General features: G+C 65.0%; 18 protein-coding genes. 14 read left to right on the top strand and 4 right to left on the bottom strand.

Annotation, left to right across the window (positions count from 1 at the left end):
• Nucleotides 1-228: 228 nt before the first annotated feature.
• Together tatC and HMPREF3227_RS08830 are read left to right on the top strand one after the other, a co-directional pair.
• Nucleotides 229-1,368, top strand: a complete 1,140-nt coding sequence (gene tatC, locus HMPREF3227_RS08835; protein WP_082723233.1) for a twin-arginine translocase subunit TatC — start codon at nt 229-231, stop codon at nt 1,366-1,368.
• A gap of 39 nt (nt 1,369-1,407) precedes the next feature.
• Complete coding sequence (locus HMPREF3227_RS08830; RefSeq protein ID WP_066512268.1) at nt 1,408-4,203, top strand: DEAD/DEAH box helicase; 2,796 nt, start codon at nt 1,408-1,410, stop codon at nt 4,201-4,203.
• 67 nt (nt 4,204-4,270) lie between these two features.
• Here the strand turns inward: HMPREF3227_RS08830 and HMPREF3227_RS08825 are convergent, their stop codons facing one another.
• Both HMPREF3227_RS08825 and HMPREF3227_RS08820 read right to left on the bottom strand, forming a co-directional pair.
• Nucleotides 4,271-4,561 carry a VOC family protein gene (locus HMPREF3227_RS08825; protein ID WP_066488152.1) on the bottom strand — a complete coding sequence of 97 codons (291 nt, stop codon included), beginning with the start codon at nt 4,559-4,561 and terminating at the stop codon, nt 4,271-4,273.
• Nucleotides 4,554-5,174: a trypsin-like peptidase domain-containing protein gene (locus HMPREF3227_RS08820; RefSeq protein ID WP_066488149.1), complete on the bottom strand. Its 621-nt coding sequence runs from the start codon at nt 5,172-5,174 to the stop codon at nt 4,554-4,556. The genes HMPREF3227_RS08825 and HMPREF3227_RS08820 overlap by 8 nt, the downstream gene beginning before the upstream one ends.
• A gap of 33 nt (nt 5,175-5,207) precedes the next feature.
• On the opposite strand from HMPREF3227_RS08820, the gene HMPREF3227_RS08815 reads away from it, so the two are divergent.
• A complete protein-coding gene (locus HMPREF3227_RS08815; RefSeq protein WP_066488146.1) occupies nt 5,208-6,329 on the top strand; it encodes a M24 family metallopeptidase in 1,122 nt (373 codons plus the stop codon).
• A complete protein-coding gene (locus HMPREF3227_RS08810) occupies nt 6,329-7,057 on the top strand; it encodes an SDR family oxidoreductase (RefSeq protein WP_066488143.1) in 729 nt (242 codons plus the stop codon). Before HMPREF3227_RS08815 ends, HMPREF3227_RS08810 begins: the two co-directional genes overlap by 1 nt.
• An 86-nt stretch (nt 7,058-7,143) precedes the next feature.
• On the opposite strand, the gene HMPREF3227_RS08805 is transcribed toward HMPREF3227_RS08810, so the two are convergent.
• On the bottom strand, nt 7,144-8,100 hold the full coding sequence (locus HMPREF3227_RS08805; RefSeq protein WP_066488137.1) for a hypothetical protein: 957 nt from the start codon (nt 8,098-8,100) through the stop codon (nt 7,144-7,146).
• 128 nt (nt 8,101-8,228) lie between these two features.
• Here HMPREF3227_RS08805 and HMPREF3227_RS08800 point away from each other — a divergent pair, with 128 nt between their 5' ends.
• The 9 genes from HMPREF3227_RS08800 (at nt 8,229) to HMPREF3227_RS08760 (ending at nt 18,436) form a co-directional block, all read left to right on the top strand.
• The gene (locus tag HMPREF3227_RS08800; RefSeq protein ID WP_066488127.1) at nt 8,229-8,792 is read left to right on the top strand and encodes an FxsA family protein; all 564 of its coding nucleotides are present in this window, start codon (nt 8,229-8,231) and stop codon (nt 8,790-8,792) included.
• Nucleotides 8,789-10,339: an apolipoprotein N-acyltransferase gene (gene lnt / locus HMPREF3227_RS08795; protein ID WP_231725049.1), complete on the top strand. Its 1,551-nt coding sequence runs from the start codon at nt 8,789-8,791 to the stop codon at nt 10,337-10,339. The genes HMPREF3227_RS08800 and lnt overlap by 4 nt, the downstream gene beginning before the upstream one ends.
• Nucleotides 10,336-11,226 (top strand): polyprenol monophosphomannose synthase, encoded by an 891-nt coding sequence (locus tag HMPREF3227_RS08790; protein ID WP_066488120.1) that lies wholly within the window; start codon nt 10,336-10,338, stop codon nt 11,224-11,226. The genes lnt and HMPREF3227_RS08790 overlap by 4 nt, the downstream gene beginning before the upstream one ends.
• A 205-nt stretch (nt 11,227-11,431) precedes the next feature.
• On the top strand, nt 11,432-12,565 hold the full coding sequence (locus HMPREF3227_RS08785) for an ABC transporter ATP-binding protein (RefSeq protein ID WP_066512266.1): 1,134 nt from the start codon (nt 11,432-11,434) through the stop codon (nt 12,563-12,565).
• A 34-nt stretch (nt 12,566-12,599) separates the two neighbouring features.
• Nucleotides 12,600-13,862 carry a DUF4032 domain-containing protein gene (locus HMPREF3227_RS08780; RefSeq protein ID WP_066488093.1) on the top strand — a complete coding sequence of 421 codons (1,263 nt, stop codon included), beginning with the start codon at nt 12,600-12,602 and terminating at the stop codon, nt 13,860-13,862.
• Between the two features lie 514 nt (nt 13,863-14,376).
• Nucleotides 14,377-15,717: an ABC transporter substrate-binding protein gene (locus HMPREF3227_RS08775; protein WP_066488091.1), complete on the top strand. Its 1,341-nt coding sequence runs from the start codon at nt 14,377-14,379 to the stop codon at nt 15,715-15,717.
• A 238-nt stretch (nt 15,718-15,955) separates the two neighbouring features.
• Nucleotides 15,956-16,801 (top strand): carbohydrate ABC transporter permease, encoded by an 846-nt coding sequence (locus HMPREF3227_RS08770; protein ID WP_066488087.1) that lies wholly within the window; start codon nt 15,956-15,958, stop codon nt 16,799-16,801.
• A gap of 3 nt (nt 16,802-16,804) precedes the next feature.
• Nucleotides 16,805-17,725, top strand: a complete 921-nt coding sequence (locus HMPREF3227_RS08765; protein ID WP_066488082.1) for a carbohydrate ABC transporter permease — start codon at nt 16,805-16,807, stop codon at nt 17,723-17,725.
• 69 nt (nt 17,726-17,794) lie between these two features.
• Nucleotides 17,795-18,436 carry a MusI family membrane protein gene (locus HMPREF3227_RS08760; protein WP_066512259.1) on the top strand — a complete coding sequence of 214 codons (642 nt, stop codon included), beginning with the start codon at nt 17,795-17,797 and terminating at the stop codon, nt 18,434-18,436.
• 351 nt (nt 18,437-18,787) lie between these two features.
• On the opposite strand, the gene HMPREF3227_RS08755 is transcribed toward HMPREF3227_RS08760, so the two are convergent.
• Nucleotides 18,788-19,165: an RNA polymerase-binding protein RbpA gene (locus tag HMPREF3227_RS08755; protein ID WP_066488077.1), complete on the bottom strand. Its 378-nt coding sequence runs from the start codon at nt 19,163-19,165 to the stop codon at nt 18,788-18,790.
• A 175-nt stretch (nt 19,166-19,340) separates the two neighbouring features.
• Between HMPREF3227_RS08755 and HMPREF3227_RS13795 the strand changes: the two genes are divergently transcribed.
• Entirely contained in the window at nt 19,341-19,682 is a 342-nt protein-coding gene (locus HMPREF3227_RS13795; protein ID WP_077210065.1) for a hypothetical protein, read from the top strand.
• Nucleotide 19,683: the final 1 nt, after the last annotated feature.

Genomic DNA, 19,683 nt, shown 5'->3' with positions numbered 1-19,683 from the left:
TCTCGCCTAGAGCTTCAGGCCTAGGCATGCTTAACGGCGCTCATCGTCACCGCGACTCCCGGTGACCGTGGGCGCCTCCTGTGTTGAAGATAAAGGTTGCCCTCCATGACCACAGCCCCGAACCCCGGTTCCGACCCGCAGCGTCCGCAGAGCCCCCGTGGCGCGAAACGCGCGGGTGCCCTCGCGCGTCTGCGCGCGGCGCGTAAGCCGAAGAACCCGACGGGGGACATGACGCTCGTCGAGCATCTCCAGGAACTGCGGCGCCGCCTCTTCTTCGCCGTGCTCTTCATCGGCATCGGCACCATCGTGGGCTTCTACTGGTATGCCCAGGCCCCGTTCGGCTGGCCAAGCCTCGGCGACTTCCTGCGCGGACCCTACTGCGACCTGCCGGCGAACCTTCGCGCCTCGTTTACCAACGACAACGAGTGCCGCCTGCTGGCCACCAAGCCCTTTGAGATGTTCATGCTGCGTCTCAAGGTCGGCGCGCTCGCGGGCCTCGTCATCTCCTCGCCGTTCTGGCTCTACCAGGTTTGGGCCTTCGTCGTGCCCGGCCTGCACAAGAACGAACGCCGCTGGACCTATATCTTCGTCTTCTTCGCCGTCCTGCTCTTCCTCGCCGGCGCCTTCTTGTCCTATTTCGTCATGAGCCAGGGCCTCGAGTTCCTCCTCTCCGTCGGCGACGAATTCCAGACCACCGCGCTCTCCGGCGGCGACTACTACAACTACTTCCTTGCGATGCTGGTCATCTTTGGCATCAGCTTCGAAGTACCGCTCGTCATCGTCATGCTCAACATCCTGGGCATCCTCGCGTACACCGCCATCCAGGGCAAGCGTCGCCTCATCATCGTCATCGTCATGATCTTCGCGGCGGTACTCACCCCGGGCGGCGAACCCATCGCGATGGTCACCATGGGCACCGCCGTGTGCCTCCTCGTCGAAATCGCCTTCCAGTTCTGCCGCATCAACGACAAGCGCCGCAACCGCGAGCGCCCCGAGTGGATGGACCTCGACGACGAGCAGGCTTCCGGCCCCATCAGCGCATCGGGCCCCATTGGCTCCGCGGGACTTGAAGCACCCCAGCCCGTCGATGCCCCCGCGCCTGTCGCTCCCTCCAGCTCCGGCTACTCCCGCGCCCAGGTCCGCCGCGAGCAGGGCCTGCCGCCCCAGTCTCCTCAGCAGATGCAGCAACCGCCGGTACCCGCGCGCCAAGCCAGCACCCAGCGACGCCCGCAGCCCGGCATGATGCCGCCGGCACCGCAGCAGCAAGCGCCGAACCAACAGGCTCCCCACCAGCAGACGCCGCAGGGGAGACAAACGCCGGACGGGGGCGCATCGGCAGGCCCGAGCATCTTTGACGACGTACTCTAAGCCCGCGCGGCGCGGGGCTGCCGTGTAGGGTGAGCAGATATGACTACCACCCACCTTGAGGCTTTCGCCGCTGGACTTTCCCATCCGCTCGATCCGTTCCAGGTGGAGGGCTGCCGCGCCATCGAGGAGGGCCATGGCGTCCTCGTCTGTGCGCCTACCGGCGCTGGCAAGACCATCGTCGGCGAGTTCGCCGTCTCGTTGGCGCTCTCGCAGGGCACGAAGTGCTTCTACACCACGCCGATTAAGGCGCTGAGCAACCAGAAGTATCACGACCTCGTCGCGGAGCACGGCGAGGACGCCGTGGGCCTGCTCACCGGCGATGTCTCCATCAACGGCAGCGCGGAGATCGTCGTCATGACCACCGAGGTTTTGCGCAATATGATTTACGCGGAGTCACCGGCGCTCGATCGACTCACGCACGTGGTCATGGACGAAATCCACTTCCTCGCAGACGCTTCACGCGGCGTCGTGTGGGAGGAGGTCATCCTCAACCTGCACCCCGCGGTCAACGTCGTGGGCTTGTCCGCTACCGTGTCCAACTCTGAGGAATTCGGTGAGTGGCTCTCCGCCGTCCGTGGAGACACGAAGGTCATCGTCTCCGAGCACCGTCCCGTTCCGTTGGATCAGTGGATGCTCGTGGGCCGCAAGATCTACCCGCTCTTCGAGCCCGAGTCCGGCGGCCAGGTCAACCGCGAGCTCGCACACCGCATCCAGCGCCTTGAGGCGGGCGACACGGATGACGGCCGCGCAGATTATCGCTCCGGCGCGTCCTTCCGTTCACGCTCCAAGCACGGCGAGGACCATGCGCCGCGGCGCTCCGGAGCCTCCCGCCAGCAGGACCGTTATCGCCCGCTAGGACGCCCGGAAGTCCTCAAGGTACTCCAAGCACAGAACATGCTGCCGGCGATTACGTTCATCTTCTCCCGCGCGGGCTGCGACGGTGCGCTATATCAGTGCCTACGCTCGCGCATGGTGCTCACCAGCCCGGAGGAGACTGAGGAAATCAAGGCCATCGTCAACTCAGGCGTCGAAGGCATCCCGGAAGAAGACCTCCAGGTCCTCGACTTCAAGCGCTGGCGGGAGGCCCTCTCGCGCGGCTTCGCCGCCCACCACGCCGGCATGCTCCCGGCGTTCCGCCACATCGTGGAAGAGCTCTTCGTCAAGGGGCTCGTCCGCGCCGTCTTCGCTACGGAAACGCTTGCACTGGGCATCAATATGCCGGCGCGCACGGTCGTGCTGGAGAAACTCATTAAGTACAACGGCGAGGCTCACGTCGACCTTACGCCAGGCCAGTACACGCAGCTCACAGGACGCGCGGGCCGCCGCGGCATCGACACACTGGGCAACGCCGTCGTCCAGTGGACCCCAGCCATGGACCCGCACGCCGTCGCCGGCCTGGCCTCCACGCGCACGTACCCGCTCGACTCGACGTTCACGCCCGGCTACAACATGGCCATCAATCTGCTGGGGCTCATGGGCTTCGACGACTCGCTGCGCCTTATCGAGCGCTCCTTCGCCCAGTTCCAGGCAGATGGTTCCGTCGTCGAGGAGGCCGCAGAAATCGAGCGCGCCGAGCAGCGCGTGCGCGAACTCCGTACGGAGCTTGCCAGTGCCGTCTCCGCCCTCGCCCCGCCCACCCGCGACGACGAGGACCCCGCGGAATTACTGGGCGAATACACGGACCTGCGCCATAAACTTACAGGCGAGGAGCGCAAGGCCGCCAAGGATTCCACGGCGCAGCGCAACGTCGAGGTAGTCAAGGTGCTCGCGCGCCTGCAGCTCGGCGACGTCATTGCGATGGCTGGGCGCAAGCACCCCATCCTCGCCGTGGTCAACACGCCAGCGAACCAGGCGCAGGACCCGCGCCCGTGGGTGACGACGGAGCAGGGCTGGTCGGGGCGCATCGATGCCTCTGGCATTGGCAATCCGCCCATCGTCGTGGGCCACATGCGCATTCCGCGCGGCATGAATAAGAACCCGCGCCGCCACACAAAGTTCTTCCAAGACCAGTTCCGCCGCAACCACTACGATCGGCCGCGCAAAATGAAAATGACAACGCGCAACCGGCCCAGCAAAAAGGTGGGGGAGTTGCGCGACGCCATCCGCCAGCACCCCGTGCACGCGTGGCCAGCGGCCGACCGCGAGCAGCTCGCGCGCCTCGCGGCGAAGCTCACCCGCCGCGAGTCCGAGCTCGCCAAGCTCAAGGGCGTTGTCTCCACGGCGCGCGACACCCTAGGCACGACGTTTACGCGCATCGTAGAGCTGCTTGCAGAGATGGACTACGTCGAGTTCGAAGGCTTCGGCGACGACCGCCGCCCGCTCGTCACGGACGAGGGCGACCGCCTGGCACACATCCACTCCGACGCCGACCTCCTCGTCGCGCAGTGTCTCAAGCGCGGCATCTGGAACGACCTGGACCCTGCGGAACTCGCTGGCGTGGCCTCGATGTGCATCTTTGAAAACCGCAAGGCCACCTCCGGCGAGCCCGAGGCCGCCACGGAGCCCATGTCCGACGCCATGAACGCCACTGTGCGCATCTACACCGAGCTCATCGCCGACGAGGAGCGCCACCGCCTGCCGCTCACGCGCCAGCCGGACGCGGGTTTCTCGCTCGCCATCCACCAGTGGACCGCGGGCGCCCCGCTGGGCTACTGCATGGCCGCGGCCAACGAGTCCGGCGCCGAACTCACGCCGGGCGACTTCGTGCGCTGGTGCCGCCAGGTCGTTGATCTTCTCCAGCAGATCGCCAAGACTGGCTACGAGGACGAAATCCGCGCCAACGCCCGGCGCGCCATCGACGCCATCCAGCGCGGCGTCGTCGCCATCGGCGCCTAAGCCGCCGGAAATCCCTCCCACACGGATAAGCCCCTCGCAGCGCTCGACCACGGTCTGAACGGATTTCTTAGGCGTCCTCGCCGGCGATGCCAATCTGGCACGTCACGCCGAAGGGGTCGACCATCCAGCCATGCTGGCCGCGCGCTGGGTCGGCGCTGAGGCACTCGTGCCACGACGCGGCCGCTTGGGCGGCATCGGCAGCCGTGGCGAAGAACGAGGCACCCGGCCGGGCTGTGCAAAGGAACGGGTCACCACGCGAGAGTCGGGGAAGGTCTCCAGGTAATAGTCGAGCGCTGCGGCGGCCTCGTCGACGGTGCGGTTCATCCAGAAGGTGGGAGTAATGATCGGCGTCAGGCATGGGCGCCTTTCATAAGGAGGAGTGCCCGGGCTGCGCGGCGCAGCGACGGAAGATGGGGTGCGACAAGACTCACGGTCGCCAGGCCGAGGTTCGTGCCGAACGGATCGAGGACGAGCGACTGCACGCCCGCCACCGTGTCGCCGAGGAGGACGGGGCCGCCGCTATCGCCTTTGACCGCGCCATGCGCCACGAGCGCGCCGTGGCGCACGCGTGTGAGCCCGTCCCGGGACACGGCCCAAGGCAGCGTCGCGACGAGCAGGCCGCGGTAGTCGTGCACGTCGAGTGCGCGCCCGCCAAAGCCGCGGGTACACGTGGTCTGGCCCAGCCGCACCCGGTCGCGCAGCAGGCCCGGCACCGCGCGCGGACCGGCGGGACGGTCAAGGAGGGCGAGCGCCAGATCCGTGCCGTTGATGACGCGCACGGCGGAAACGCGGGCAGAGACCCCGGCGCGTGTGACGCGGTACGGCCCAGGTTCCCGGAAGAAGTGTGCGCACGTGAGCACAAGCCGCGGCGCCACGTACGCGTGCGGCTGCAGGTCCGGGGCAACCAGGGTGCCCGAGCAGTAGCTCCCGGCGCGCGTGAGCCGCACGACGGGCAGGGGAGAGGTGTTCATTCCCACGACAGTACCGCGATTAAACTAACCAGCATGTCGCATGAGATTAAACCTTTTGCCCCGTCCGTCTACGCCGCGCGCGTGGCACGTGCCCAGGAGGTCCTGCGCGCGCAGGGGCTCGACGCGCTACTTGCTGCGACGGGCCCGGATTTCGCGTACCTCACTGGCTCGTGGATGACCTCCAATGAGCGCCTCACCGCGCTGGTCATCCCGGCCGAGGGGACGCCGCGTCTCGTCGCGCCGCAGACGGATGTGCTCGAGCTGCAGTCCACGGCCGTGCCTGAGATGGGCGTGGAGCTTTCCGGGTGGGCCGATGGCGAGGACCCGTACGGGCTCGCGCTGGGCGAGGCCGGCTACGCGCGGCTCGCGGTCTCGGCGTCGCTCACCGCGGACCACCTCTTTAAGCTCCAGGAACACGCGCCGGACGCGAAGCTCTCACTGGCGTCGACGGCGCTTTCAGAACTATTCATGCGCAAGGATGACGCGGAGCTCAAGCAGCTGCGCGGGGCGGCGGCCGCCATCGACCGCGTCCATGAAGCCGTTCCGGAGTTGCTGCGCGCTGGCCGCACGGAGCGCGAGGTCGCCGCGGATATCGAGGAGCGCATCCTCGCTGAGCACGTCTCCGTCGACTTCATCATCGTCGGCTCTGGGCCCAACGGCGCGAATCCGCACCACAGCTTCTCGGACCGCGTGCTGGCCGAGGGCGAGCCGGTCGTCGTCGACATCGGAGGCACGTTCGGCGCGGGCTACCACTCGGACTGCACCCGCACCTACGTCGTGGGTGGGCCCGAGCTTGCCGATGCCCCCTTCCGCGACGCCTACGCCATCCTCGCCGAGGCACAAGCAGCGGCGCGGGCGCTTGCCGCGCCGGGCGTGCGCGCCCAGGACGTCGATGCCGCCGCACGCTCCGTGATAGCCGAGGCGGGCTTCGGCGACGCCTTCTTTCACCGCACGGGCCACGGCATTGGTCTCTCGGTCCACGAGGAGCCGTTCCTTCTCGCGGGCAATGAGCTCGTGCTTGAGGAGGGCATGACCTTCTCCATCGAGCCAGGCATCTACCTCGAGGGTACGTGGGGCATGCGCCTGGAAGACATCGTGGTGACGACGGCGGACGGCTGTGAGTCGCTTAACGCCTGCCCGCGGGAGCTGCGCTAATGGGAGCGGTGCTGATCCTCGGCGGGCGCAGCGACATTGGCGGGGAGATCGCCCGGCTGCTCGCACTAGGGCGCCCGGTGGTGCTGGCTGCGCGCGGCTCGCATGGACTCGAGGCGCTGCAGCGCGAACTCACGGCGCGCGGCGCCACGGCCGTGTACATTATCGACTTCGATGCAGCGGACCTTGCCGCGCACCGTCGTGTGGTGGAGCAGGCCGTCGAGCTCGCCGGTCCCGTGACGACTGCGGTGGTAGCGTTCGGCATCCTGGGCGACCAGGAGCGGGCGGAACACGACGAGGCGCATGCGGCGGAGATCGCGACCATCGACTACGCAGCGCAGGTATCCATGCTCACGGTGCTCGCCGACATCATGGAGTCGGGCCACATCGCGGCGTTTTCGTCGATTGCAGGCTGGCGCGCCCGACGGGCGAATTACGTCTACGGCTCGACGAAGGCAGGCCTCGACGCGTTCTGTCAGGGGCTCGCGGACCGGCTGCATGGCGGGCCGCTGGCACTCATCACGGCGCGTCCGGGCTTCGTCATCGGCTCGATGACCACGGGCATGAAGCCGGCGCCGCTCTCGGTCACGCCGGACGTCGTGGCACGCGCGGTCGTGCGGGCGATGGATTCGGGGCGCAGCCGCACGCTGTGGATTCCGGGCGCGCTGCGGCTGCTGGCCTGGGTCATGCGCTGCGTTCCGCGCCCACTCTGGCGGCACATGCCCCGCTAGCCGGACCAAACCCCACCGACTCTCGCGAAATTTGTACACGATCGGCGAGTGTGGGTGGGGTTTCGTTCGCTGGGATGGCGAGGAACCTAGAGCAGCGGCGAGTTGATGTCGAAGACGAAGCCGCGTGGGGCGAGGAAGCGGACCACGACGTCTGCGTCAGCGACGGGCAGGTCAGGGAAGACGACGCCGCCCCACGGCGTGAGCACCGTGTCGACGTCCATGCGGCCGATCATCTCGGCGTACTCGGCAGGCATCGAGCCCTCGGGAAGCGCGGCGCCGAGGGCCGCATGACCGTCGGGGAGATGCTCCTCGAACCAGCCGATGGGCGGGTTCTTCGCCTCCTGCACCGGCGGGGTGGCAGGCCCCTGTCCCGCGTCGGCGTCGCCTGCGAGCAACGCGAGGGCTTCCTCGACGAGGTTGTCGAGGAGCATGCGCGCGGTAGCGCCCTGCATCTCCACCGGGGTGCGGTGCTCGCCGCGCGGGGTATAGACCGTCTGGTCCTTCGCCGGTGCGACGAGCAGGTGCGGGCGGTGACGATGCACATCACCTGTGGGGGAGCCGACGCCTACAACGAACGGGTCCGCGGCATCGCGACGTGCCAGCGCGCGGCGTGCCGGGCTGATGAGCGCGATGAGGTCCGCGTACTCAGCGGCGTCCTCATCGTCGGGGTCGGGGCGGACCTTCGGATCGAGGACAAAGCCCGGGGAGGAACCAAAGGCACCACCGTCCGGCTCGAAGTCGATGGCGTAGCGGCCGGCGAAGAGATCGTCCAGCGCCGCGCCAACGTGCTCGGCCATCTCCACGGCGGCGAGATCGAGCGAGTCAAGGAGAACGGGGACTGGGGCCTGGAGGGTCTGCGGGGCGGCGGCGCGGGCGGCATCGGGCTCCTGCACGCCGCGCAGTTCCACGGTGCCACGCGTGCCGAGATAAACCTGGCCGTCGCCATGCGTGCGGGCGAGCTCGGCGAGGGCCAGCCACTCCGGCGAGTGGAGAGCAGCGCCGGTGGGCACGAGGCGGACGGTCGATGGGGTAGAAGTGCTCATAGCGTCCCAGTCTAAGGCGCAGCCGCGCGGGGACGGTATCGGCTCGGGTGCTCGGCCGCACGCTGACAGCGAACGCGCGGGTTGCTATGCGAATTCTCTCGCCTCCAGACGCTAGGCTGGTGGGCACTATGCCAGCACTGTTCTTCTTCGCCTACTTCGTCTTCGAGACGCTCGCCTTCTACGGCGTGGCCAAGCTCCTCGGCGTCGGCTGGGCGCTCATCGCATTGTTCGTCACCATGTTCTTCGGCATGGCCGTGGCCATGTGGGAGGTGCGCCGCCTCATGGCGCGCCAAATCGTCCAGGACAAGGCCTCCGGCGCGCTGTATATGAAGCAAGAAGGCGCGGGTAAGCTCGCGGGCAACGTGGGCCTCACCATCGCCGGAGGCATCCTCCTGTCCATTCCTGGCTTCCTCACGGCCATCGTGGGCATCCTGCTGCTCCTGCCGCCGACGCGTGCACTCACGCGCAAGCTCATGGGCTTTTCTTTCATGCGCGGCGTCGAGCGCATGGGCATGCGTATCTACGAGGCATCGCCCATTCCGGACGCGCAGCACAACTCGTACGGAACGTTCGGCTCCGGCGGCTACGAGGTCATCGACGAAGAAGAAATCCATCGCTGGAGCGAGTCCGTCAATCCCGAGGACTTCGGACGTCCGCAGGATCCTGGCAACTCCAAGGGCACCGCCCAGTGAGACTCCGCGCGGCCCTCTCGGCCACGGCGACGCTGCTCCCGCGCCTGCTGCTTGCGGCGTTGGCCGGCGTCGCCGTCTATTTTTCCTACGAACCGCACGGATTATGGTGGGCGGGGCTAGGGGGCATCGGCATGCTCTGGCTCTCGTGCGTGCCTTGGCGCGGCGTGCCTGTGCGCGCCGGCCGAGCCGCCCTCATCGGCTTTGTCCATGCGCTCACGCAATACCTGCTCATGCTGCCCTGGATTGGCGAGCTGGTGGGCACAATGCCGTACGTCGCGCTCGCGCTGTGGCTGTCCGTCTACGCGCTGCTGCTCACGCCCGGCGCCGTACTGCTCGCGCGCTGGCGCTGGGGCTGGCTCGGCTTCCCGTTCTTCTATCTGGCGATTGAGCTGCTGCGTTCCTCGGTGCCTTTCGGCGGTTTTGCGTGGGTGCGGCTGGCCTGGGGCCAGATGAATGGCCCGCTGGCGAACCTCGCGGCATGGGGCGGCACAGCGCTCGTCTCGCTCGCGGCGGCACTCGTGGGTACGGGCGTAGCGGCGCTCTACCTGGCAGTGCTACGGCACGCCTGGCGCGAGTCGTGGGCTGCGGCGGCCGTCGTCCTGCCGGTGGTGCTGGGGCTCGTGGCGGGGCTGGGTGTCAACGACCCAGGACGCACAGTGGGGACGACGAAGGTCGCGGCCATCCAAGGCAATGTGCCGCGGCTGGGGCTCGACTTCAACGCGCAGCGCCGCGCGGTGCTCGCGAACCATGTTCAGGCCACGGCGAAGGCGGCGAAGGCTGACCCTGACGTGGACCTGTATATTTGGCCCGAGAATTCCTCGGACGTCAATCCTTTCCGCGACGCCGAGGCCATGGCGCTCATCCAATCCGCGGTGCAGGCCGCGGGGGCACCGATTGTGGTGGGCACGCTCACCGTGGACGAGGTAGGCGAGCGCAACACCATGCAGGTCTTCAACGCAGACGGCTCCGTGGGCGAGCACCACTATAAGAAGTACCTCCAGCCCTTCGGCGAGACCATGCCGTGGCGCAGCTTCTTCCGCACAATCACGGACCTGGTGGACCTGGCGGGAGATTTCAAGCCGGGCAACGGGCCGGGTGTCGTGCACATGGGCGGCATCGCCGTGGGACTGGCCACGTGCTACGAGGTGGCGTTCGACGCGGCGTACCGCACGTCGGTGCGTAACGGTGCGCAGATTCTCGCCACGCCGACCAATAACGCGACGTTCGGGTTCTCGGATATGACGTTCCAGCAGCTCGCCATGAGCCGCCTGCGCGCCATCGAGACGGACCGCGCGGTGGTCGTTGCGGCAACCTCGGGCGTATCCGCCATCGTCCATCCAGACGGTCGGGTCTCGCAGGAGTCCGGTATTTTCGAGCAACAATATCTCATTGAGGAACTCCCACTGCGAGAAGGAATCACGCCTGCGGTAAAATATGGCGCGTTACTGCAAGCCGTGGCCGTTCTCATCGGCCTCGCCGCGGTCGCCGCCGCGTGGCGGTCCAACCGCCTCCCGCGCACGCAGAAAACTAACGAGGAGAATTCATGACCACCATTGCACCGGAGCGCCTGGAGAAGACGCTCGTCATCATCCCGACGTACAACGAGCTCGAGAACCTGCCGCTCATTACGGGCCGTGTCCGTAAGGCCCTGCAGCAGGTCCACATCCTCATTGTCGATGACAACTCACCGGACGGCACGGGCAAGGCCGCAGACCAGCTCGCCGCCGAGGACGCGCGCCTGCACGTCCTCCACCGTGAGGGAAAGGGCGGCCTGCTGGGTGCCTACCTCGCCGGTTTCGAGTGGGGTCTCGAGCGCGACTACCAGGTGCTGTGCGAGATGGATGCCGATGGCTCCCACGCGCCGGAGGAACTCCACCTGCTCCTCGAGGAGATCGAGAAGGGCGCCGACCTCGTCATTGGCTCGCGCTACGTGCCGGGCGGCAAGACCGTCAACTGGCCGGTCAACCGCCAGCTACTCTCGCGCCTGGGCAACGTCTACATCTCGATGGCGCTCGGCGCTGGCCTGTCCGATATGACGGCAGGCTACCGCGCCTTCCGCCGTGAGCTGCTTGAGTTCCTCGACTTCGATGATCTGTCCCGCAAGGGCTACATCTTCCAGGTCGACGTCGCCAACCGCGCCATCCGCGCTGGCTACGACGTGCGCGAGGTGCCGATTACCTTCACCGAGCGCGAGCTGGGCGAGTCCAAGCTCGACGGCTCTTTTGTCAAGGATTCCCTCGCCGAGGTCACCAAGTGGGGAGTCGCGCACCGCCGCGACCAGGTCGAGGGCTACGTCAACGATTTCGGCGCCGTGGGCAAGCGCATGATCCAGGACCTGGATCTGGGTACCAAGGTGGGCAAGAAGAAGGACTACCTCGTCGGCTTCTTTGGCGAGATGCGCAAGCTCGTCGAGCACGAACTCAACAAGAAGTAACAGCGCACTGCGCAGAATTCCCCGGGCACTCGTTCGGGGATTTTTTATACCGCCAGGACGGTGAGATATGTGACACCGCGCGATATTCAGGTTGAGCGAGTCACAGTGCTAGGCTCGAGGATAGGTCGTACATCAATCGGAGTGCGACGCCACCCACACTACGGATCGTTCGGCACGTACCTGCCGATGGAGGGACAGAAAACTCATGGCAACCGTTTCATTCAAGAAGGCCTCGCTCACCTACCCGGGGGCCGCGGAGCCCACGGTCAAGGAATTTGACCTGGAAATCGCAGACGGGGAGTTCCTCGTCCTCGTCGGCCCGTCCGGCTGCGGTAAGTCGACCACGCTGCGCATGCTCGCCGGCTTGGAGCAGGTCACCAGCGGCAATATCTACATCGGCGACAAGGACGTCACGAACGTCGCGCCCCGCGACCGCGACATCGCCATGGTCTTCCAGAACTACGCGCTCTACCCGCACATGACGGTCCGCGACAACATGGGCTTCGCCCTGAAGATCGCAGGAAAGTCCAAGGAGGAAATCAACGCCCGCGTCGACGAGGCCGCGAAGACCCTGGGCCTTACGGAGTTCCTCGAGCGCAAGCCCAAGGCCCTGTCCGGTGGTCAGCGCCAGCGTGTGGCCATGGGCCGTGCCATCGTGCGTAACCCGCAAGTCTTCCTCATGGATGAACCGCTGTCCAACCTGGACGCGAAGCTGCGTGTCCAGACCCGTACTCAGATTGCAGCCCTCCAACACAAGCTGGGCGTGACGACGGTCTACGTCACCCACGACCAGACCGAGGCCCTCACCATGGGCGACCGTATCGCGGTGCTCAAGGACGGCTACCTCCAGCAGGTGGGCAGCCCGCGGGAACTCTACGACCGCCCGGACAACGTCTTCGTCGCCGGCTTCATCGGTTCGCCGGCTATGAACCTGGGCACCTTCACCGTGGGCGCCGACGGCGTGGCAACCTCGGGCGAGGCGCACATTAAGCTCTCGCGCGAGACGCTCGATGCCATGGTGCCGGAGGACAACAACAAGATCACCATCGGCTTCCGTCCGGAGGCTCTCCAGATTATCGGCGAGGGCGAGTCCACCGAGCACTCTATTCCGATCCAGCTCGACTTCGTCGAGGAGCTCGGCTCGGACTCGTACCTCTACGGCAAGCTCGTGGGCGATGGCGACCTAGGCTCCAGCGCCGAAGACGTCGCCGAGTCCGGCCAGATCGTCGTGCGCTCGGCACCGAACACCGCGCCGGCGCCGGGCAGCGTCTTCCATGCGCGCATCGTCGAGGGCGGCCAGCACAACTTCTCCGCCTCGACGGGTCGGCGCCTACCGTAAGCAACCCCTGCCCTGAAGCGCAAAGGAGGGCGCCGTGCGCGAATCGATGAATATTACGTCGTCGACCTATGCGGCGGCGCTACTTACCCTGCCCTGGGGCGTGCCGCTGGAGCAGTGGCCAGCCGAGCTCATCACGGCCCTGCCACGCGGCATTTCGCGCCACGTGGTGCGGTTTATCGAGCTCGGCGCCGCGCCGACGCAGGGGGTCGACGCGCGCACCGGCGTCGTGGCTGTTAAGGAGATTGGCGTGCGCACGGCTCACCACGAGTACAAGATGCTGCGCGAACTCCAGCGCGTGGGCGCCCCGGCAGTGGCACCGGTCGCCGTCATCACCGGCCGCCAGCCCGTTAACCCGCGCGATGGCGAGCTCACGGCGGCGCTCATTACGGAACACCTTGAATTCTCGTTGCCCTACCGCGAGCTCTTCTCGCAGGACATGGTGCCGGGCCAGCCGGAGAAACTCATTCAGGCGCTCGCCGTCCTGCTCGTGCGCCTGCACCTCCTGGGGTTCTACTGGGGCGACGTCTCCCTGTCCAACACGCTTTTCCGGCGCGACGCAGACACCTACTCGGCCTACCTCGTCGACGCCGAGACCGGGGAGTTCCAGGCCCAGCTTTCTGATGCCCGCCGTGCCTACGACCTCGACATCGCGCGCGTCAACATCATCGGCGAAATGATGGACCTCCAGGCAGGCGGGTACCTCGCCGAGGACATCGACGTCATCGCGTTGGGCACGCTTGTGGAGTCGTCCTACGAGGACTTATGGCGTGAGCTCACGGCGGAAGAAGCCATTGACGCGGGCGAACCGTGGCGGATTACCGAACGTGTCGAAAGGCTGGCGAGCCTCGGCTTCGACGTGGGGGAGTTGCGCGTCGAGACCGAGGCCGACCGCGCGAACGTCACACTCCGGCCCGTTGTCGTATCGCCTGGGCACCACCATCGCCTGCTCCTCGAGCTCACCGGCCTGTCGGCGGAGGAACACCAGGCACAGCGCCTGCTGGGGGCCATCCGCACCTTCCGCGCCTTGGAATGCGCCGAAACGGCGAGCCTCGAGCAGGCGGCGCACCGTTGGCTCACGGAGGAATACGAGCCGACCATCGCCGCCGTGCCGGAAGACGCACGCTTCAAGCTCGAGCCTGCGCAGCTCTTCCACGAAATTTCGGACCACAGGTGGTTCATGGCCGAGCATCGCGGCGCCGCCGTGCCCTTGGCCGAGGCCACGCAGTCCTATCTCATGACGGTCCTACCCAGCCGCCGTGATGAGGCGCGGCTTCTCCAGCCACCCCTCTCGGAGTGACCCGGAGTGACGACGCCGCCTTAGGATATAGCCTGCAGGAAAGTGGACACTACCGCAGGACGGTGGGATTTGTTCCGGATGGGACCGTTCCGCTCCGTATAAAAGATTTCAGACGCGAATTTACACCGAGCATTGACCGTTTATGCCCGTTCACCCCCCTATATGAGGGGCAGTTAACTGTGTTAACCTATGCAACATGTCACAAAATACCGCGCATGTTACATTCATGTTTGGCCCAGCTCAATAGAATCACTAAGCTGATTGTTGAGGTCAGTAGCACCTTGGACACCAGAAAAGTCCACACTCACGGACACAAGGCTGGGCATCGTCACCATTGGACATGTCCACACCGCGGCAAGGTACTACGACGCCACCCCGGTGGTTAGGACCAGTGACGAGCTTGACTCAGGCTCCCGCGCGACCACCAGGGGATAACTCCACAGGCATTCCGTAGCCTTGCCCGCCGAACATCGGCACCATCAGGGTAGGGCTTCACACCTAGAAAGAGGACCCGATGAAGCGTCTTACTCGCATCGCATCTATCTCCCTGAGCGCTCTGCTCGCCACCACCACCCTCGTTGCCTGCTCGTCGGGCGATTCGGGGGATGACTCCGGCTCCGTCTACTTCCTGAACTTCAAGCCGGAGCAGGACGCCGCCTACCAGGAGATCGCCAAGGAGTACACCGAGAGCACCGGAGTGCCCGTCAAGGTCGTCACGGCGGCATCGGGAAGCTACGAGCAAACGCTCAAGGCAGAAATCGGCAAGGATGAAGCCCCGACTCTCTTCCAGGTCAACGGCCCCGCCGGCTTCATCACGTGGCAGGACTACATGGCTGACATGTCTGACACCAAGATTGCCCAGGAGCTCACCGAGGACGTCCCGGCGCTTCAGGATGACGAGGGCACCACGAAGGGCGTGCCGTTCGCCGTCGAGGGCTTCGGCATCATCATCAACCAGGAGATCTTCGACAAGTACATCGCGCTGCCCGGCGCGAAGATCAAGTCCACGGACGAAATCACGAGCTTCGACAAGCTCAAGGAAGTCGCGGACGACATGCAGGCCAAGAAGGGCGAGCTCGGCATCGAGGGCGCCTTCGCTTCCACCTCGCTTACCCCGGGCGAGGACTGGCGCTGGCAGACCCACCTGGCCAACGCACCGATCTGGCAGGAGTTCCAGGACGACGGCGTCGAGGATAAGACGGAGGTCGAGTTCAAGTACTCCAACGAGTACAAGAACCTCTTCGACCTGTACCTCACCGACTCCACCGTGGAGAAGACCCTGGCCCCGGCGAAGACCGTCTCCGACTCCATGGCCGAGTTCGCACAGGGTAAGGCCGCGATGGTCCAGAACGGTAACTGGGCATGGTCCCAGATTTCCGAGACCAAGGGCAACGTGGTCAAGGAAGACAAGATCAAGTTCCTGCCCATGTACATGGGCCTGCCGAATGAGCAGGACTTCGGACTCAACGTGGGCACGGAGAACTACCTCGGCGTAAACGCCAATGCTTCCGATGCCGACCAGCAGGCCACCAAGGATTTCGTCGATTGGCTGTTTACTTCTGATGAGGGCAAGCAGCACGTCATCAACGACCTGGGCTTCGTCGCGCCGTTCAACTCCTACAGCGAGACCGACACCCCGAATGACCCGCTGGCCAAGCAGATCCAGGAGTCCATCTCCAACAAGGACATTACGACCATCCCGTGGGCATTCCAGTACTTCCCGTCCCAGCAGTTCAAGGACGACTTCGGCCAGGCGCTGAGCCAGTACGCCTCCGGCACCATGAAGTGGGAGGACGTCGTCACCCAGTTCAAGGATGACTGGAAGGCCGAGAAGGAAGCCAACTGGACTGAGTAGGCGAGCAGGCTCACCCGCCCGCATACCTAATACGCCGCGGCCCAAAACCCTACCGGGCCGCCTCCTCGGAACCTACCCGCGTCGCTGACCCCCATTGCCGGCTGGTGGCGCGGCGCAGGGGCGTGTGCTGGTTCCTTCCCGCCACCTACGGCAGGAAAGCACCAGCACATTCTCCTGCGAATGACTCCAGGCTCGCCGCAGAGCCCCTCACATACCAACCAAATTAGGTGAGATATTCATGCAAGCAACACTGAAGAAGTACTTTCCAGTCTTCGTCTTGCCCACCCTCCTCGCGTTCCTCATCGCATTCCTCGTGCCCTTCGTCATCGGCTTCTTCCTGTCGTTCACGAAGTTCACCACCATCACCAACGCCAAGTGGGTCGGCCTGAGCAATTACACCAAGGCCTTCTCTGAACGCGAGGGCTTCATCGACGCGTTCCTCTTCACGGTCCTCGTCGTCATCGTCTCCGTCATCACGGTCAACTTCTTCTCCTTCATGCTCGCGTGGATGCTCACACGCAAGCTCAAGGGCACCAACTTCTTCCGCACGGTCTTCTTCATGCCGAACCTCATCGGCGGCATCGTGCTGGGCTACACCTGGCAGACCATGATTAACGCGGTGCTCTCGCATTACGCCACGACGATCAGCGCGGACTGGAAGTTCGGCTACGCCGGCCTTATCATGCTTCTCAACTGGCAGCTCGTGGGCTACATGATGATCATCTACATCGCGGGCTTGCAGAACGTTCCGCCAGAGCTCATCGAGGCCGCCGAGCTCGACGGCGTGAGCAAATGGGAGATGCTGCGCCACGTCACCATCCCCATGGTCATGCCCTCGATTACCATCTGCCTCTTCCTTACCCTGGCGAACTCCTTCAAACTCTTCGACCAGAACCTGGCGCTCACCAACGGCGCGCCGGGCGGGCAGACCGAGATGGTCGCCCTCAATATCGTCAATACCCTCTTTAACCGCATGAACGTCGAAGGAGTGGGCCAGGCCAAGGCCGTCATCTTCGTCGTCGTCGTGGTCGTCATCGCGTACTTCCAGCTACGCGCGACCCGAAGCAAGGAAGTCGAGGCCTAAACCATGACTGCCCCCGTCACCAACAACCCGCACGAGGCCAAGAAGCCCGCGGCCAAGGTCCACAAGCTGCCCACGGACAACGCAACCAAGATGTCCGGCGGCGCGAAGACCATCATCTACTTTGTCCTCGCGTTCTTCACCGTCGTCTTCCTCGGCCCCATCCTGTTCATCATCATCAACTCGTTTAAGTCGAAGTTCGCCATTTCCTCGGACCCGTTTTCCATTCCGGTAGGAGAGACCTTCGTCGGGTTTGAGAACTTCGCAGTAGGCCTGATGAAGCAGGGCTTCCTCGAAGCCACCCTGTGGTCGTTTGTCATCACCATCCTGTCCGTCGCCGTCATCGTGTTCTTCTCCGCGATGACCGCGTACTACATCACCCGCGTGAAGACGTGGTGGACGAACCTTCTGTACTACCTCTTCGTCGTGTCCATGATTATTCCGTTCCAGATGGTCATGTTCCCCACGGTGAAGATCGCAGATATGCTCCACCTCAACAACCCGCTGGGCATCGTCGTACTTTACTTGGGCTTCGGCTCGGGCCTGTCGGTGTTTATGTTCGCTGGCTTCGTCAAATCCATCCCGGTGGAGATCGAGGAAGCCGCCATGATCGACGGCTGCGGCCCCATCCAGAACTACTTCAAGGTAGTCCTGCCCATGCTCAAGCCCACCGCCGTCACGGTGGCCATCCTCAACGCCATGTGGGTCTGGAACGACTACCTTCTGCCGTACCTCGTCATCGGCCTTTCCACCCGGTACAAGACCATCCCGGTCGTCGTCCAATCCTTCGTCGGCTCCAACGGTAACCGCGACATGGGCGCCATGATGGCCATGCTCGTGCTCGCCATCATCCCCATCGTCATTTTCTACTTCGTGACGCAGAAGCACATCATCGAGGGTGTCGCCGCCGGCGCCGTCAAGGGTTAAACGCCACGCACTCCGCCCCGCACGGCCTGTGCGGGGCGTTTCCATGTCCATCGAATAGGGTAGAGGCTTATGAATAGATTCCTGGGACCCGAATCCAAGTTCTACGAGGTGCTCTCCCTCTTCGCTGATTTGGTCATCGTCAACGTGTTGCTCGTGGTCTCCAGCTTCCCCATCTTCACGGCGGGCATGAGCCTGCGCACCGCGCACGACGTCATCGGGGACATGGTCCGCGAGGAAGGCACCAGCCGCGGCCGGACATTCCTGCGCCGCTTGCTCGTGCGCCCAGGCATCAATTCGGCATGGTGGCTCATCGTCCTCGCCGTAGGTGCATTGGCCGCCTATGAGTTCGCCATCATCGCCCGCGCTGAGTTCGGCACCGCGGGCCTCGTTCTCCGCGCGGGCCTACTCTCAGGCCTCATCGTACTCGCCGGCATTACCGTCTGGTTCTTCCATCTGGACCCCCAGCTTGCCGATGCCCCCTTCGCCCACCGTCTCGCTGCCGCCGCAACGTCCGCCGTGCGCTTCCTTCCGCGCACGCTTCTCGCGCTGGTGCCGTGGGCGCTGCTCCTCGGCTTTCCTTTCTTCGTGCCGAGCGCGTGGGGCGGCTGGCTCTTCTTCGTCGTCGCGGTGGGGCCTGCGCTGGCCATCTACCTGGGCGAGCTCGCGCTGCAGTGGCCGGCGCTGTCCATCAAAGACGACGCGGGGAGCTAGCCCGGAGTCGAGTGCAGCGTAGGGGGAGTATCCAGCAGGAAACTGTCAGGAATTGCCAGCCGACGCGAAGTTGCGCGGAAGCGTCCAAGCAGCTCCGTGCCCCATAATGAATTCATGCGTTTGAGAGAGCGCATACCTTGAGAGAGTTGAGAGCCCCTGGTTCCGGGGCGGCGGCGTAAGACACCGCCGAGAGGGACCGCTTGCGAGAGATAGAGACGCCGCGAGCCCCAACCTTCGGGTTGGGGCTCGCGGTGTTTTCGGCGGCGGACGGGCGCACCGGCACAACACGGAAGCACCCCGCCACCAGCAGCGTGCTGGGACGGGGTGCTTCGGGGAAGTCTCGCGGGGGACTTACTTGGACTGCGCCTCTTCCTGCTCCTTGAGCAAGCGAGCGGCAGTGCGGCGGCGACTGCGCAGGTTCTCGATGCGCTGCTGCAGCAGCTCCTCAAGCTCGTCGATGGAACGACGCTCGAGCAGCATGTCCCAGTGGGTGCGCGGCGGCTTGGCCGGCTTGGACTCGACGCCCTCGCCCTCGACGAGGGTGCCCCACTTGCCGTTCTTGCACAGCCATTCCTCGGGGATTTCGGCCTCGTCCGCGAAGGGAACCTCGAATACGTCGCCATCTTCGGTGCGGTACTTCACCATCTGACGCGGCGCGAGATCGTGGTCGCGGTCGGTTTCATAGCTTACGGCGCCCATACGGCTGCCGCGCAGTACGCGATCTGCCATTGCCTCATCATCCTTTTTCTGCTTCTAGTCCGGCCGTGAACGCACTCGTTCGGCTCTGCCGCGCCGCAGGGGCGAAACAGGGGAGAGCGAGACCGTCCACACAAGGTATATAAGTATAACGGACCACCGGGTGCGTTTGTTCCCAAAGCACGCAAAGTGGGCTAAGATCGCCTAAGTGACTCAAACTTTTGGCCAGCGACAGCGCCCCGCAACGTGCCAATGGTGCGGTCGCGAACTGCACTCAACTGGTCGCGGACGGCCCCGCAAGTTCTGCAGTCCCGCATGCAAGCAACGCGCCTACGAGCAGCGTCATAACGTCTCCGGAACCACCATTCCTTCAGACGCAGTCATCATGACGCGAGCCCGGGCAGACAGCCTGCGCGATGGGCTTTTTGAACTGCGGTGTTCGGCCGAGGACATCGCCACGGCAACGAGCGAGGGCGCCGACGCTCACGAGGTTAAACAACTGTGCGACGAGCTGGTAGAACTCGCTCGCCGTTTGGAGGAATTGAAATAGC

This window comes from Corynebacterium sp. CMW7794 (assembly GCF_001563605.1).
Taxonomy (GTDB): Bacteria; Actinomycetota; Actinomycetes; order Mycobacteriales; family Mycobacteriaceae; genus Corynebacterium; species Corynebacterium phoceense.
This window is presented reverse-complemented; position numbering and strand designations above follow the sequence as displayed.

Coding starts and splice junctions, on each gene's coding strand:
- tatC (WP_082723233.1), top strand. CDS start 229: ATGACGCTCGTCGAGCATCTCCAGGAACTGCGGCGCCGCCTCTTCTTC.
- HMPREF3227_RS08830 (WP_066512268.1), top strand. CDS start 1,408: ATGACTACCACCCACCTTGAGGCTTTCGCCGCTGGACTTTCCCATCCG.
- HMPREF3227_RS08825 (WP_066488152.1), bottom strand. CDS start 4,561: ATGCCTGACGCCGATCATTACTCCCACCTTCTGGATGAACCGCACCGT.
- HMPREF3227_RS08820 (WP_066488149.1), bottom strand. CDS start 5,174: ATGAACACCTCTCCCCTGCCCGTCGTGCGGCTCACGCGCGCCGGGAGC.
- HMPREF3227_RS08815 (WP_066488146.1), top strand. CDS start 5,208: ATGTCGCATGAGATTAAACCTTTTGCCCCGTCCGTCTACGCCGCGCGC.
- HMPREF3227_RS08810 (WP_066488143.1), top strand. CDS start 6,329: ATGGGAGCGGTGCTGATCCTCGGCGGGCGCAGCGACATTGGCGGGGAG.
- HMPREF3227_RS08805 (WP_066488137.1), bottom strand. CDS start 8,100: ATGAGCACTTCTACCCCATCGACCGTCCGCCTCGTGCCCACCGGCGCT.
- HMPREF3227_RS08800 (WP_066488127.1), top strand. CDS start 8,229: ATGCCAGCACTGTTCTTCTTCGCCTACTTCGTCTTCGAGACGCTCGCC.
- HMPREF3227_RS08790 (WP_066488120.1), top strand. CDS start 10,336: ATGACCACCATTGCACCGGAGCGCCTGGAGAAGACGCTCGTCATCATC.
- HMPREF3227_RS08785 (WP_066512266.1), top strand. CDS start 11,432: ATGGCAACCGTTTCATTCAAGAAGGCCTCGCTCACCTACCCGGGGGCC.
- HMPREF3227_RS08775 (WP_066488091.1), top strand. CDS start 14,377: ATGAAGCGTCTTACTCGCATCGCATCTATCTCCCTGAGCGCTCTGCTC.
- HMPREF3227_RS08770 (WP_066488087.1), top strand. CDS start 15,956: ATGCAAGCAACACTGAAGAAGTACTTTCCAGTCTTCGTCTTGCCCACC.
- HMPREF3227_RS08765 (WP_066488082.1), top strand. CDS start 16,805: ATGACTGCCCCCGTCACCAACAACCCGCACGAGGCCAAGAAGCCCGCG.
- HMPREF3227_RS08760 (WP_066512259.1), top strand. CDS start 17,795: ATGAATAGATTCCTGGGACCCGAATCCAAGTTCTACGAGGTGCTCTCC.
- HMPREF3227_RS08755 (WP_066488077.1), bottom strand. CDS start 19,165: ATGGCAGATCGCGTACTGCGCGGCAGCCGTATGGGCGCCGTAAGCTAT.